Genomic DNA, 14,204 nt, shown 5'->3' on the forward strand with positions numbered 1-14,204 from the left:
ACTCCGCGCACGCCGCCCCCCGCGGCTGGGTGGCCGGGCTGGGGGGGGTCGTGGTGGGCGGGGGTGGGCGCAGGCCCGCCCCCGCCCCCCGCCGCCACACCCCCTGGGGCCTGTCCTCCGGATCAGGCCCTGCCTGGGACCCGGTCATCGTCCTGACGGGCCGTCGGTTCGTCAAGGTGACCTGCGCGGATGCGAGACTTTGGCGGAATCGCGCTGCTGTGCGCACCTGCTGTGGGGAGAGAACGATGGACGAGGCCCGGGCCCGGGAGATCCTGGCCGCCGCGGGACTGCGGGCGGCCGACGCGCGACTGCTCGCCCTGGGGGAGAACGCGGTCTTCGCGCTCGGCGACCTGGTGGTGAAGGTCGGCCGTGACGCCGAACTGCTGCCGCGTGCCGAGCGCGAACTGGCCCTGGCCGGCTGGCTGGAGTCGGCCGGAGTCCCGGCGGTCCGGGCCGTGGAGGCCGAGCCGCTGGTGGCCGAGGGGCACCCGGTCACGCTGTGGCACCGGCTGCCCGAGGCCGTCCGGCCCGCCGAGCCCCGGGACCTGGCCCCGCTGCTGCGCGTGGTCCACGCCCTGCCCGAGCCGGCCGGCCTCGCCCTGCCGCGCCGCGAACTGCTCGGCGGGGTGGAACGCTGGCTGCGGTTGGCGGGCGACGCGATCGACCCGGCCGACGCGGCCTTCCTGCGCGAGCGCCGCGACTCCTTCGCCCCGGCGGCAGCCGCGCTCACCCCGCACCTCACACCGGGCCCGATCCACGGCGACGCGCTCCCCCGCAACGTCCACGTCGGCCCCGACGGGCCGGTCCTGGTGGACCTGGAGACCTTCTCGTCCGATCTGCGCGAACACGACCTCGTGGTGCTCGCGCTGTCCCGGGACCGCTACGGGCTGGACCCGGCCGCCTACGACGCCTTCACCGAGGCCTACGGCTGGGACGTCCGGGAGTGGGAGGGCTGCGCCGTGCTGCGCGGGGCGCGGGAGACCGCGAGCTGCGCCTGGGTGGCCCAGCACGCGCCGGCGAACCCGAAGGCGCTCGCCGAGTTCGAGCGGCGGGTGGCCTCGCTGCGGGACGGCGACCCCGAGGTGCGCTGGTACCCGTTCTGACATCGGCCCTCGCACGCGTCCTGACATGATGGGCCCGTCGAACCGACCGGTAACGAACGGGGTGTTGAGGATGCGCATCGAACTGTCGGACGTCACGCTCGACGTCGAGGTCAGCGGTGAGGGACCGGCCGTACTGCTGGTGCACGGCTTCCCGGACTCGCACGAGCTGTGGCGCCACCAGATCCCGGTGCTCAACGCGGCCGGCTTCACGACCGTCGCGCCGACCCTGCGCGGCTTCGGCGGCTCGGACCGGCCGGCGGGCGGCCCGGAGGCGTACCACCCGGCGAAGCACGTGGGCGACCTGGTGCAGCTGCTCGACCACCTGGAGATCGACCGCGCCCATCTGGTCGGCCACGACTGGGGTTCCGGCATCGTCCAGGGCTTCGCTCAGGTGCTGCCGGACCGGGTGCAGAGCCTGAGCATCCTGTCGGTGGGGCACTTCGCCGCGATCCGGAACGCCGGCTGGGAGCAGAAGCAGCGGTCCTGGTACATGCTGCTGTTCCAGCTGCCGGAGGTGGCGGAGGCCTGGCTCGCGCACGACGACCACGCCCACCTGCGCGAGATGCTGGGCGAGCACCCGGACCGGGACGCCGTCCTCGCACCGCTGACGGCACCGGGCGGGCTCACCGCGGCGCTCAACATCTACCGGGCGGGGCTGCCGGCCGAGGTCCAGTTCGCGCCCGCGCTGCCGCTGCCGCCGCTGCCCGAGCAGGTCCCCGTCATGGGCCTGTGGTCCACCGGCGACCGTTTCCTCACCGAGCGGTCGATGGCGGACACCGCCGAGCACGTCGCCGGACGCTGGCGCTACGAGCGCGTGGAGGACGCCGGTCACTGGCTCCAGCTGGACCAGCCGGAGAAGGTGAACGATCTGCTGCTCTCCTTCTTGAAGGAGAACGGCTGACGGGGACGGCTAGGAGGCCACCGGCGCCGGCTCGCGCACCGGCCAGACCGGGTCGACGACCGCGTCCGCCTCGCCCTTGCGGCGCAGGAAGGACTGGAAGTCCTCGGCCCATTCCCGGTACCAGCCGATCTGGCGCTCGTGCAGCTCGGCCGGGTCGAGAGCGGCGACCGAGGCGTGCCGCTCGGCTATCGCGATCGCGACCCGGACGGCGGCGAGCGCGTCGGCCGCCGCCTGGTGGGCGGCGGTGAGCTCCACCCCGTACTCCGCGCAGACCGCTTCCAGGGTGCGCTTGCCGCGCCGGTAGCGGTCGACGGCCCGGTCGATCGTGTACGGGTCGACGACCGGGCCCGTGCCCGTGCCGCCGAGCCGCTCGTCGAGCGAGGGCAGTCCGTGCCGCCGCAGCTCGGCGGCGAGCAGGGTCAGGTCGAACGAGGCGTTGTACGCCACGACCGGGACGCCCTGGGTCCAGTAGCCGGTCAGGGTCTCGGCGATCTCGTCGGCCACCTCGCGCACCGGGCGGCCCTCGGCCGCGGCGCGCTCGTTGCTGATGCCGTGGATCGCGGACGCCTGCGCGGGGATGCGGATGCCGGGGTCGGCGAGCCAGTCGCGCTGCCGGACGACCCGGTCGCCGTGGACGCCGACGATCGAGGCCGTGACGATACGGGCCTCCAGCGGGTCGGTGCCGGTCGTCTCCAGGTCGAAGCCGACCAGCGGTTCCCCATGCCAAGCCATCGGGTCCTCCTTACGTGATCTCCCCCGTGGTGATGCACACCCTCGCACGCCGCACTGACAATCCGGTCGGGGGCGTCAGGAGACCGGCCGGGAGTCGAGCCACACCGACTCGAACTCCTCCCTATATGTTGCGAAAAGTCCGATATCACCGTTCCGGTCGAAGCCCTGCCCGGCCCGCACCACGTTCCGTCCGCCGCCCCGCAGCACCAGGACCGGCGCCTCCATGCCCCGCGCCTTGCGCAGGTAGGACTGGACGACCGCGACCCCGTCCGGCCCATCGCCGTCGACCAGGTACGCGGTGAAGCGCGGGGTCTCGTCGAAGACGTGGATCTGGAAGGCACCCGGGTCGCGCAGACTGGAGCGCACCCGGCGCATGTGCAGGATGTTCATCTCGACCGCGCGGCTGAGCTCGCCCTTCTTCAGGCCGAGTTCCCGCTCGCGCCGCTTCACCGCGCTGCTGGCCGGATTGAGGAAGAGCAGCCTCGTGCGGCAGCCCGACTCGGCGAGCCGGACCATGCGCCGCCCGGAGAAGTTCTGCACGAGCAGATTGAGACCTATGCCCGTGGCGTCGAGCCGGCGGGCCCCGCCGAACAGGTCCTCGGCCGGCAGCTGCCGCTGGAGCCGGACCCGGTCGGGATGGACCGAGACCACGTCCGCGTACCGGTCGCCCACCAGGTCCTCGACGGCGTCGACCGGCAGCCGGTCGGCCGAGGGCACCCCCGCCCCGCTCCCGAGGATCTCCAGGAGCCGGGCGGAGGCCCGTTCGGACTGGGCGAGCACCGTCAGCGACAGCGCCCGGTTGCGGGAGACGACGTTGCGGGTCACCTCCAGCTCGTCCAGGGCGAGCTCGACCTCGCGCCGGTCGTCGAAGTAGGGCTCGAAGCACGGCCAGTGCTGGACCATCAGCTCCCGCAGCTGCGGGAGCGTGAGGAAGCTGAGCACGTTGTCGTCGGCCGGGTCGAGGAGGTAGCCCTTGCGGCGCGAGACCTCACGGACGGCCACCGCCCTCTGGACCCACTCCTGGCCGGCCGGTCCGGCCGCCGCCACGACCCATTCCTCACCGTGCACCGGCTCGTAGACCGGCCGCAGCACCGCAGCGACGACGGCCCGCAGGCGCTGCTCGACGAGATTCAGCCAGATGTAGGCGCGACCGGCCCGCTGGGCCCGGGTGCGCACCTCGCTCCACGCCTCCGCGCCCCACTCCAGCTCGGCCCCGATCTCCACCGGCCGTGCGACGGAGACCGCACCGGGCGGCCCCTCCGCGGGGTCGGCCGGCCCTCCGTCGTGACCCGCCTCGCCTGGGGGCAGCTCCAGACCTCCCGAGCTCACCCGCGCACCGCCTTCTGCTCCCGGACATCCGGTCCGGCCGACTGGAACACCATCTGACAACGATCGGCAACGATCAAGGAAGGGTACTCCGGTAGCGGGAGGCGGTGCAGCAGGATCGACCGGCCCTTTGCTCAACTCCCCTGACGCGGCGCGCCGTTCTGGCCGGCGAGATCGGCCGGAGTGAGCGGATTCATAGCGGTTACGTCCCTGGGTGCGAGCTGGAATCCCTGCCAGTGGACGGGCATCGGCTGCTGGTCCTCGTCGCGGGCGACGTGGTGGAACCCGATGTTGACCCACACGGCCGGGTTGGTCAGCGTCTCCCCGTTGACCCACTTGTCCACGCTGTCGGGGGCGTTGCGGCCGCAGTCGAGGATGTTGTTGCTGGCGAACTGCTCACAGGCGCGGGCCTGGGTGAAGTAGAGGTCGTGCTTGGTGAAGCCGCGGCCGGCGTAGGTGTTGGTGTGGCCGGGCACGATCTCGTACGAGCGTGCGTGGCCGTCCTTGTTCTTGCCGGTCGCGCTCACCACCCGCCACCAGCGCATGTTCCTGGCGTCCCCGGCGAGCTCCTTGGTGACCGGGGTGCGCTTGGTCCGGACGGTGGGGCTACCGTCGCGAGCCGGCGGGGTGACCGTGGAGTCGTACTGCTCGATGCGGCCCTTGTCGCTGCCGTCGAGGCCGAAGTCCAGCTTCCAGAACACGTTGTGGGCGTGGCTGGTGGCGTAGTCGCGGGCGCCCTGACCGATGGGCCAGCCGCGTCCGTCGGTGGCGTCGTAGTCGCCGGGCGAGAGGCTTCCGGTGGCGCCGACGTTGGCGGCGATGGTGCCGTCGGAGGAGAACCGCCACTCGGTGATGTACTCGTACCAGGCGACCTTGTTGACGGTGTAGACGAGCAGGTCCTTGCCCTGGGCCTGCCAGACCTTGGTGCCCTCGTCGTTGGCCATGCGGTAGGCGTGGCCGCGGGCCCGGGTGGTCGTGCACAGGCCCTTGACCTGGCCGGAGTCGGGCACCTTCACGGTGGTGATGGTGCCGCCGGGGCACTCGCCCGGCTTGAGGTTCTGCAGGCCCCAGCCGAAGCCGGCGCCGGTGAGGTCGTCGTACTCGGCGTTGCCGTCGTCGTACGGGACGTGGATCTGGGCGAGTTTGGCGCTGTTGAGGACCCGGATGGGGGCGGGCTCGCCGGGCGGCTGGTAGGTCACCTTGTCCAGGATCAGCCCGGAGTCGGTGGAGTAGCGCCAGCACATGCGCCACACGGTGCCGCCGTCGAGCTTCTGCTCGATGCGGTAGGCGGCCGAGCAGTCGGCCGGCGCGGGGGCCGTCGGGGCGGCGGGGGTGGCCGGAGCGGCGCTCACGGGCGTGGCGCCGCTCGTGGTGGCGACGGCACCGAACAGGGCGCCTGCGGCGAGGACGGTGCCCGCGGTGCGGGCTTGCCGGAGTCGCGAAGAGGTCATGGCGAACGTACTCCCTCGGTACGGACGTGCGGGGTGGAACCGGGTCGGTGGTCAGCCGACGCGGGTGACGCTCCTGGCGCTGAGGTCGACGACGAGGTCGCGGGTGTCGATCCAGGAGCCGTTGAGGATCTTGGTGACGAGCCGGACGCACCGGTGCTCGCCGCACTTCTTCAGCGGCGCGGGCACCTTCGCCTCGCGGTAGGTGCGGTAGACGTCGCCGTTGAACCAGAGCTGCTCGGTGGAAGTGAGCTCCTTGCCGGTGGCGTCCTTGTAGTCCTCCTTGACGCCCTTGCCGAGCGGGTCCGCGAGGACGAGCTCCAGCGCCGCGCGCAGCTCCTCGGGGTGGGCGGAGGGCTGCACACCGCGCTGGGCGCGGGACTGCTCGACCTTTCCGGTGTCGAGGTCGACGGTGCGGGTGACGAGTTCGTCGCGCCCGTAGTCGTAGAAGCGGACGAGGGCGCGGCGGGGGCCGCCGGCCAGGTCGCCGGGGCGGGGGTCGGCGAGTTCGGTGCCCAGGTGCTGGGGGCCCCGCCCGCCCTCGGCGTTCCTCCCCCACGCCCCGGCCGGCGGTACCCCCTGGGCGGAGGCGGCCGGCGGGGTCAGCGCCAGGGCCTCGGCCCGCTTCAGCTCGTCGTCGGTGAGCGGGTCGGTGCCGACGCCCTTCGCGCCCTCGGGCGGCGCGGAGGCGAGGGTCGCGGGGCCGGGCTCGGGCCCTTCGGTGCGCGGCGCGCCCGGGGCCCCGGGGGTCTTGCCGTCGGCGGCGGCGCCACGGGGCACCTCGTCGGCCCCGGCGCTGCCGGGCAGGGCGACCGCGACCGCGACGGCGGTTCCGGTGATCGCCATGGCCGTGCCCGCCACCACCTTGCCCAGATGACGGCGTACTATTTCGTACACATTTCCCCCCGACTGTTCAATTTTCCCCCTATTGAGGTGGGTGGTCACCCGGTAGGACGGGTCGAAGTCCTAGGAGGTTGCCCTGGTTTCGGGCAGGATCTGGCCGAAGTACCCCCCTTGCCCCCGGATCAGAAGTGGAAGAGTTTCGCCTATGCAGGTCTGGCCGGGACAGGCGTATCCCTTGGGCGCCACCTACGACGGCGCCGGTACCAATTTCGCGGTCTTCTCGGAGGCCGCCCACAGGATCGAGCTGTGTCTGCTCCACGACGACGGCTCGGAGACGGCGGTGGAGCTGCGCGAGACCGACGCGTTCGTGCGGCACGCCTACCTGCCGGGCGTGATGCCCGGTCAGCGGTACGGGTTCCGGGTGCACGGCCCGTACGCACCGGAGCAGGGGCAGCGCTGCAACCCCGCGAAGCTGCTCCTGGACCCGTACGCGCGCGCGATCTCGGGCCGCGTGAAGTGGGGCGAGGCGGTGTACGGCTACCCCTTCGGGCGGCCGGACGCGCGCAACGACCTCGACTCGGGCCCGCACACGATGAGCTCGGTCGTGGTCAACCCGTACTTCGACTGGGGCGACGACCGGCGCCCGCGCACGGAGTACCACCACACGGTGATCTACGAGGCCCACGTGAAGGGCCTGACGATGCTCCATCCGGACCTCCCGGAGGAGCTGCGCGGCACCTACGCGGGGCTCGCGCACCCGGCGGTGATCGGCCATCTGAAGGAACTGGGCGTCACAGCGCTGGAGTTGATGCCCGTCCACCAGTTCGTGAACGACCACCGGCTGGTGGACGCGGGGCTCGCCAACTACTGGGGCTACAACACCATCGGCTTCTTCGCCCCGCACAACACCTACGCCTCGTGGGGCGACCGCGGACAGCAGGTCCTGGAGTTCAAGTCCGCGGTGCGGGCGCTGCACCAGGCCGGCATCGAGGTGATCCTCGACGTGGTCTACAACCACACCGCCGAAGGCAACCACCTGGGCCCGACGCTCTCCTTCCGGGGGCTGGACAACCCCTCGTACTACCGCCTCGCGGACGACCCCCGCTATTACACGGACACCACCGGCACGGGGAACTCGCTGCTGATGCGGTCCCCGCACGTGCTGCAGATGATCATGGACAGTCTGCGGTACTGGGTCACCGAGATGCACGTGGACGGCTTCCGGTTCGACCTGGCGGCCACCCTGGCCCGCCAGTTCCACGAGGTGGACCGGCTGTCCTCGTTCTTCGACCTCGTGCAGCAGGACCCGGTGGTCAGCCAGGTCAAGCTGATCGCCGAGCCGTGGGACCTGGGCGAGGGCGGCTACCAGGTGGGCAACTTCCCGCCCCAGTGGGCCGAGTGGAACGGCAAGTACCGCGACTGCGTCCGGGACCTGTGGCGCGGCGAGCCGCGCACGCTCGCCGAGTTCGCCTCCCGGCTCACCGGCTCGTCGGACCTCTACCAGGACGACGGGCGCCGTCCGCTCGCCTCGGTCAACTTCGTCACCTGCCACGACGGCTTCACACTGCGCGACCTGGTCTCGTACAACGAGAAGCACAACGAGGCCAACGGCGAGGGCAACCGGGACGGCGAGAGCTACAACCGGTCGTGGAACTGCGGCGCCGAGGGCGACACGGACGACATCGGCATCCGTGAGCTGAGGGCCCGCCAGATGCGCAACTTCCTCGCCACGCTGATGCTGTCGCAGGGGGTGCCGATGCTCGCCCACGGCGACGAGTTCGGGCGCACCCAGGGCGGCAACAACAACGCCTACTGCCAGGACAGCGAGATCGCGTGGGTGCGCTGGCCCAAGGCCGGCAGCGAGCCGGAGGCCACGCTCCTGGAGTTCACCCGGGCGATGGTGCGGCTGCGCCGCGAGCATCCGGTGTTCCGGCGGCGTCGCTTCTTCCACGGGCGCCCGGTCGAGGGGACCCACGACGAGCTCACCGACATCGCCTGGTTCACGCCGCAGGGCGAGGAGATGACGGCCCGCGACTGGCAGGCGGCGCACGCGGGGGCGCTGACGGTCTTCCTCAACGGCAACGCGATCTCCGAGCCGGGCCCGCAGGGCGAGCGGATCACCGACGACTCCTTCCTGCTGATGTTCAACGCCTCATCGGAGGAGCTGGAGTTCGAGGTGCCGGACAGTCACGGCGAGTGCTGGAAGGTGGTCGTGGACACCTCCCATCCGGAGGGCATGCCGCCGCAGCAGGGCCCGGAGGTGGGTGCGGGCGAGCGGGTGACGCTCGCCCCGCTCACGCTGACAGTGCTGCGCCGGCCGGCCTGAGCCGCAGCCGGGCGGCGGGGGCGGGTGGCGGCGCATGCGGGCGGCGGCACGGTGCGGGCGCGGCGCATGCGGGCAGCGGCGGACAGCCGACCGCCGGGGGGCGGGCACGTCCGTTCGGCGGTAACCCGTACGGGTGAACCTGTGCCCGCCGCCGCCCGGGCCGACGTGGGGGCGCACGCGGACGTAACGCGCGCCACACGAACGGACGCGGGAGGCGATGACACAGACCTCTCCGCGCGGGGTACGTACGTTCGCATGACGTCCTCCTCGGAACGGGCGCTGCCCACCGCCACCTACCGGCTCCAGCTCCGGCCGGAGTTCCCGTTCGCCGCCGCCGAACGGGCGGTGCCGTACCTCGCGGAGCTCGGGGTCTCGCACCTCCACCTGTCCCCGGTGCTGGAAGCGGTGCCCGGCTCCTCCCACGGCTACGACGTGACCGACCACCGTTCCGTACGGGCCGAGCTGGGCGGCGAGAGCGGGCTCCGCGCGCTCGCCGGCACGGCCCGGGCGCACGGGCTCGGCCTGGTCCTCGACCTGGTGCCCAACCACATGGCGGCCTCACCCCGGCACAACCACGCCCTGCGCGCGGTGCTGCGCGAGGGCCCTGACTCGCCGTACGCACGCTGGTTCGACGTCGACTGGGCGGCGGGCGACGGGCGGATGCTGCTTCCGGTGCTGCCGGGCCGCCTCTCCGAGGTGCGCGACCGGATGCGGGTCGCGGACGGGGTCCTCGCCCTCGACGGGCAGGAGTTCCCGCTGCGCGAAGGCACCGAGCGGCTGCCCCTCGACGAGCTGCTCGACGCCCAGTGGTACCGGCTCGGCTGGTGGCGGCTGGCCCGCACCGAACTCAACTACCGCCGGTTCTTCACCATCTCGGATCTCATCGGGGTCAGGGTCGAGGACCCGGAGGTCTTCGCCGCGACCCACGGGAAGGTCCTGGACCTGGTGGCGGACGGGGTCGTCGAAGGCCTGAGGATCGACCACCCGGACGGGCTCGCCGACCCCGAGGGCTATCTGGAGCGCCTGGAGGAGGCCACGGGCGGGCGGTGCTGGACGGTGGTGGAGAAGATCCTCACCGGCACCGAGCCGCTCCCGGCGTCCTGGCCGGTGGCCGGCACCACCGGATACGACGCCCTGCGTCAGATCGACGGGGTCTTCACCGACCCGACGGGTGCCGACGAACTCGCCGACGTCTACCGTGAGTTCGTCGGCCGCGCCGGCGACCGGGGCGGCTACTGGGAGGCGACCGCACGGCGCGCCGCGTACAAGGTGGTGACGCACGAACTGGCGGCCGAGACCGCCGCGCTGACCCGGATCGCGGGCCGGATCTGCGCCGCCGACCCCCAGCTCCGTGACCACGCTCCCTGGGCGCTGCACACCGCGATCCGGGAGCTCCTCGTCCGGATGCCGGTCTACCGGCCGTACCGCACGGGCGGGGAACAGGTGCTCACCCCGGAGGCGGCGCGCGGCGCGAAGGCCGCGTTCGCGGTGCCGGAGGAGGCGACGGCGGTCGACGTGGTGCGCGACCTGGCGCTCGGCTCCCGCGGGGACGGTCCCGAACACCGTGCGTTCCGCCACCGGTTCGCGCAGACCTCGTCGGCGCTGCGGGCCAAGTCCGTGGAGGACACCGCCTTCTACCGCTACACCCCGCTGCTCTCGGCCAACGAGGTGGGCGGCGATCCGGGCCGTCCGGCGGTCGCCCCCGACGAGTTCCACGCCTACTGCGCGCGACTGGCCCGGGACTGGCCGGCCACCGGGACCGTGCTGACCACGCACGACACCAAGCGCAGCGCCGACGTACGGGCCGGGATCGCGGTCCTCGCCCAGTGCCCGCAACGCTGGGCGGCGCTCCTGGAAGAGGTCTCGGGGGTGCCCGCGCCCGACCCGCACCTGGCCTGGACGGCCTGGCAGACCGCCTTCGGCTTCGGCGGCCCGGACGCGGCACGGCTCGGGCCCTCGATCCTCAAGTCCGTACGGGAGGCCGGGCTGCACACCAGCTGGACCGAGCCGGACGCCGGGTACGAGCGGGCGGTGGGCGACTTCGTGGCTGCCGGACCGGGCCGGATCCCGCTGCGCACCGCCTCGGAGGCGGCGTTCGCCCTGGAACCCCACATCCGGGCGCAGATCCTCGGGGCCGCCCTCGTCCACCTGACGATGCCGGGCGTGCCGGAGCTCTACCAGGGCACCGAGCGGGAGTACCGGGCCCTGGTCGACCCGGACAACCGGGCGCCGTTCGCGGTCGGCGCGGACGACGACAAGACGGCCCTGGTCCGCGCGGCCCTGCGGCTGCGCCGCGACCACCCTGAGCACTTCGGCCCCATGGGCACGTACGCCCCGCTGTCCGCCTCCGGCCCGGCGGCCCCGCACTGTCTGGCCTTCGGCCGCGCGGACCGGGTCCTGACGGCGGTGACCCGGCTCTCGCTGCGGCTCGCGGAGGCGGGCGGCTGGCAGGACACGTCGCTCGCGCTGCCGGAGGGCCGCTGGCTCGACGCCCTGGACGGGGTCCGGGAGTTCACCGGCGGTCCGGACACGCCGGTGAAACTGGCGGAGCTGTTCGAGGCGCGACCGGTGGCACTGCTCGTGCGCCCGTCCGAGGCGCCCTGACGGGGAACCGACCGTGAGCGTGAGAAGGGGCGAGGAGAGCGAACGGACTACGGACGAATAGGGTTTCGTGAGAAGGAAGCCCGTTCATGGCCTCGCCCCGGAAGGACCGTAACACTCAGGCGGGGATCAGGTCGCGCAGATTCTCCGGTGTGATCACCCGCGAGCCCGGGGCGAGGCCGTCGGGGCGCGCGAGCCCGATGAAGGTGACGGGTTCTTCCGGCAGGGTCCCGCCGTCCCACAGTGTGGTGCGCGCGCCCGCCCCGGCCATGAGGTCCGTGAGGTGCCGGACGGTCAGCGGGGTCCGTTCGACCAGTCCGCGCACCAGCACGGCGAAGGTGACCACGTTCTCCTCGACGCGGTTCTCCCTGGGCTCGCCCTTGAGGTACAGGTGCAGCCAGCGGGCCTGCCACCGACCCTCGGCGTCACGCCGGAAGGCGAGCGGCAGCGCGATCCTGCCGGGGCCGCGCAGGTCCGACTTCATGCGCACGGTGCGCGGTTCGAAGGGCCTCCCCGCCTGGTCGGCGTCGCGCAGCATGAAGCCGAAGAACGACTCCTCGACGCTGTCGAAGCCCTCGCCGTCGTAGACGTGCACCTGCGGGACGAGGAAGCTGCCGCGCACGGCGCCGAGCCGCAGGTCGATGAACTCCGAAGCCCCGTGCGGGGCTTCGGTGACATCGCCGGAGTGGGTGCCCTCGACCGACGTGAGGGAGGTGTACGACAGCCAGGTGACGACGTCGTAGTCGGCGTCCAGCACCAGCGCGGACAGGTCGTGGTCGGTGTCGCGGCGCGCCTGCTTCCAGTACGTGAAGAACCGCAGCAGGTCGCCCTCGACCGGCGCGACGGAACCGCGGGGCAGCGTGCCGAGTCCCGCCGCGGCCGCCCGGCCGCTCAACGGGAGCGCCACGTCCAGGACATCGGGGTCGACGAGCAGCCGCTCCGGGACCGTGAGCCGGCGCCGTGTCTCGGCGTCGAGGACCGCGAGGAGCCGCTCGCGGACGGCGGGCGGCAGCGGCCGCCGGGTGTCCTCCGTGACCCAGGCGCCGCCGCTCCGGTTGACGAAGACCCGGCGCGGCTCGCCCTCCCCCGTGCGGTTCTGCACGTGCTCCCGCAGGGAGAGCACGACCCGTCCGGACACGCGGGGCGCGGCCCGCTCGGCGGCGTCCAGGACGGCCTCCCGAGGCTCGCCCTCGTCGGCCGTGCGCAGCAGCCGGTCGAGCGAGCGGAAGAGGCTGCCGGGCGCGGCGGCGGCGAGCAGGTCGGCGGCCCCCGTGACGTCGCCTTCGCCGAGCAGCCGCTCCAGGCGACGGGCGAGCGACGGCGCCGGCCGCTCGCCGCGGGCCACGGCGAACACCTCGGCCGCGTGCGGCCACTGCGGGTACTCGTGCGGGTGCAGCCGTTCCCCGAGCCGCTTCCACGCCTCCCGGCGCGCGGGTACGTCGGCGAGCTTCGCCGGGTCCGCGCCGACGAGGGCGTCGAGGGCGGCGAGCAGGGCGCGGCGGTGCGGCCGGGACGGCGCGCGGAAGCGGGTGGGCTCGCGCAGGGTCACGTCGCCGTCCGAGAGGGCGCAGGCCAGGCGGAGGACGTCGGTGACGGTGTCGAGCAGGAGGCAGGCGCCGGCGTCGAGGCGGGCCCGGTTGACGACCGCGCGGTTCTCCCGGACCGGGATCGCGGCCGGTTGCGGGCCGTCCGCGTGGTGCCCAGCGAGCACGGCCAGGTCGCGCAGGTGCTCCTCGCCGAGCGGCGTGCGGCTGCCGGCCAGGGACAGGTAGAGCGCCGTGGCCTCCTCGTCGAGGGGCCCGCCGGGATGCAGCACGGTCACGCGGTCGCGCGCGGACGCGGCCAACTCGTCGTGGACGGCGGCCATGTCCTCGTACGTGTGCTGGTAGCGGCCGTACGTCGGCAGGGTCAGCAGGTCGATCCGGCCCTCGCGCAGCCGGTCGAGCAGCCCGGGCCGCACCGTCCGGTCCGCGAGGGCCCGGGCGACGCACTCGGTCCAGAAGGCGGCGGTGTCGGGCACGCCGGCGGGGAAGCCGACGAAGTACGGGTTGTGCCGTACGTGGTCGCCGACGAGCTCGCGGACCGCCTCCAGGGTCCGGGCGGCGATCTCCAGGACGGTCTTCTCGTCCCGCGCGGCCAGGCCGACGAGCAGCCCGGCCGAGAGCTTGAACCCCTCGGACATCAGGGCGACGTCGAACTGCCGCGCCGCTGCGGCTCCTTCACCGTCGGCCCGGTCGCCGTCGGGCGCGGGGACGCGAAGGGTGTGCCGGACGACCAGGCGTTCGAGAATGTCGCGCATGCGGGCATGCTCGCAGGCGCCCGCGCCCCGCCGCACACGCATTTCGGCCGTCGCCGGTCGGGCACGCATAGGTCCGGCGACAGCGGTTACGCGCTCAGGAGGCGAGTGCAGGCGGAGAAGGGAGAGCGACATGTCCGAACCGCGGCGACGTGACGACCGCGCCGGAGGCACGGCGGCACCCCTGGTCGGCCCCTGGCGGACGACGGGGCGGCGGGTGTACGCGGACCTGGAGTTCCCGATCGAGGTGACGTTCTCCTACGACCCCGACGATCCCTGGGCCGTCCTGGTCTCCTTCGGGCAGGTCGGCGGGACGGTCGACTGGACGCTCTCCCGTGAGCTGCTGCACGCCGGGACCCGGACCCCGTGCGGGGAGGGCGACGTGCAGCTGTGGCCCCTGCGGGTCGGCGGCCGCAAGGGCCGACTGCGGATACGCCTCGGCGGCACGGGGGTTCCGGTCCTCGTCGACGTGGACCGGACCGCGCTGCGCAGCTGGCTGTCGGCGACCTTGCACGCGGTGCCGTCCGGGACGGAGGCGACGCGGATCGACTGGGCCGCCGAGGCCGCGCACATAGGTCCGGGGGTCGCACCGGGGTTGCCGGAGGACTAGGGGCGTCGGGGCGTGAGC

Annotated in this window: 10 protein-coding genes; 5 read left to right on the forward strand and 5 right to left on the reverse strand. The window is 73.2% G+C overall.

The window, feature by feature from the left end; all coding sequences use genetic code 11:
• The first annotated feature begins 245 nt into the window (after nucleotides 1-245).
• Both AB0M16_RS08555 and AB0M16_RS08560 read left to right on the forward strand, forming a co-directional pair.
• Nucleotides 246-1,103 carry an aminoglycoside phosphotransferase family protein gene (locus AB0M16_RS08555; RefSeq protein WP_365340262.1) on the forward strand — a complete coding sequence of 286 codons (858 nt, stop codon included), beginning with the start codon at nucleotides 246-248 and terminating at the stop codon, nucleotides 1,101-1,103.
• 70 nt (nucleotides 1,104-1,173) lie between these two features.
• Nucleotides 1,174-2,004: an alpha/beta fold hydrolase gene (locus AB0M16_RS08560; protein ID WP_365340264.1), complete on the forward strand. Its 831-nt coding sequence runs from the start codon at nucleotides 1,174-1,176 to the stop codon at nucleotides 2,002-2,004.
• Between the two features lie 9 nt (nucleotides 2,005-2,013).
• Here AB0M16_RS08560 and AB0M16_RS08565 read toward each other — a convergent pair whose 3' ends face one another.
• The 4 genes from AB0M16_RS08565 to AB0M16_RS08580 form a co-directional block, all read right to left on the reverse strand.
• Nucleotides 2,014-2,736, reverse strand: coding sequence for a 3'-5' exonuclease (locus AB0M16_RS08565; protein ID WP_365340266.1), 723 nt, complete (start codon nucleotides 2,734-2,736; stop codon nucleotides 2,014-2,016).
• A gap of 75 nt (nucleotides 2,737-2,811) precedes the next feature.
• Entirely contained in the window at nucleotides 2,812-4,065 is a 1,254-nt protein-coding gene (locus AB0M16_RS08570) for an SAV2148 family HEPN domain-containing protein (protein ID WP_365340268.1), read from the reverse strand.
• Nucleotides 4,066-4,196: 131 nt separating this feature from the next.
• On the reverse strand, nucleotides 4,197-5,513 hold the full coding sequence (locus tag AB0M16_RS08575; RefSeq protein WP_365340271.1) for a copper amine oxidase: 1,317 nt from the start codon (nucleotides 5,511-5,513) through the stop codon (nucleotides 4,197-4,199).
• Nucleotides 5,514-5,564: 51 nt separating this feature from the next.
• A complete protein-coding gene (locus AB0M16_RS08580; protein WP_365340273.1) occupies nucleotides 5,565-6,407 on the reverse strand; it encodes a Tat pathway signal sequence domain protein in 843 nt (280 codons plus the stop codon).
• Between the two features lie 151 nt (nucleotides 6,408-6,558).
• On the opposite strand from AB0M16_RS08580, the gene glgX reads away from it, so the two are divergent.
• Both glgX and treY read left to right on the forward strand, forming a co-directional pair.
• Nucleotides 6,559-8,679 (forward strand): glycogen debranching protein GlgX, encoded by a 2,121-nt coding sequence (gene glgX, locus AB0M16_RS08585; protein ID WP_365340275.1) that lies wholly within the window; start codon nucleotides 6,559-6,561, stop codon nucleotides 8,677-8,679.
• A 255-nt stretch (nucleotides 8,680-8,934) separates the two neighbouring features.
• Nucleotides 8,935-11,283, forward strand: coding sequence for a malto-oligosyltrehalose synthase (gene treY, locus AB0M16_RS08590; RefSeq protein WP_365340277.1), 2,349 nt, complete (start codon nucleotides 8,935-8,937; stop codon nucleotides 11,281-11,283).
• A 115-nt stretch (nucleotides 11,284-11,398) separates the two neighbouring features.
• On the opposite strand, the gene AB0M16_RS08595 is transcribed toward treY, so the two are convergent.
• The gene (locus AB0M16_RS08595) at nucleotides 11,399-13,579 is read right to left on the reverse strand and encodes a hypothetical protein (RefSeq protein WP_365340279.1); all 2,181 of its coding nucleotides are present in this window, start codon (nucleotides 13,577-13,579) and stop codon (nucleotides 11,399-11,401) included.
• 130 nt (nucleotides 13,580-13,709) lie between these two features.
• Between AB0M16_RS08595 and AB0M16_RS08600 the strand changes: the two genes are divergently transcribed.
• The gene (locus AB0M16_RS08600; protein ID WP_365340281.1) at nucleotides 13,710-14,186 is read left to right on the forward strand and encodes an SsgA family sporulation/cell division regulator; all 477 of its coding nucleotides are present in this window, start codon (nucleotides 13,710-13,712) and stop codon (nucleotides 14,184-14,186) included.
• Nucleotides 14,187-14,204 lie beyond the last annotated feature (18 nt).

This window comes from Streptomyces sp. NPDC051921 (assembly GCF_040680975.1).
Lineage (GTDB): Bacteria > Actinomycetota > Actinomycetes > Streptomycetales > Streptomycetaceae > Streptomyces.

What these genes read in the sequence shown, in the direction of transcription:
- AB0M16_RS08555 (WP_365340262.1), top strand. Translation starts at nt 246, where the DNA reads ATGGACGAGGCCCGGGCCCGGGAGATCCTGGCCGCCGCGGGACTGCGG.
- AB0M16_RS08560 (WP_365340264.1), top strand. Translation starts at nt 1,174, where the DNA reads ATGCGCATCGAACTGTCGGACGTCACGCTCGACGTCGAGGTCAGCGGT.
- AB0M16_RS08565 (WP_365340266.1), bottom strand. Translation starts at nt 2,736, where the DNA reads ATGGCTTGGCATGGGGAACCGCTGGTCGGCTTCGACCTGGAGACGACC.
- AB0M16_RS08575 (WP_365340271.1), bottom strand. Translation starts at nt 5,513, where the DNA reads ATGACCTCTTCGCGACTCCGGCAAGCCCGCACCGCGGGCACCGTCCTC.
- glgX (WP_365340275.1), top strand. Translation starts at nt 6,559, where the DNA reads ATGCAGGTCTGGCCGGGACAGGCGTATCCCTTGGGCGCCACCTACGAC.
- treY (WP_365340277.1), top strand. Translation starts at nt 8,935, where the DNA reads ATGACGTCCTCCTCGGAACGGGCGCTGCCCACCGCCACCTACCGGCTC.
- AB0M16_RS08595 (WP_365340279.1), bottom strand. Translation starts at nt 13,579, where the DNA reads ATGCGCGACATTCTCGAACGCCTGGTCGTCCGGCACACCCTTCGCGTC.
- AB0M16_RS08600 (WP_365340281.1), top strand. Translation starts at nt 13,710, where the DNA reads ATGTCCGAACCGCGGCGACGTGACGACCGCGCCGGAGGCACGGCGGCA.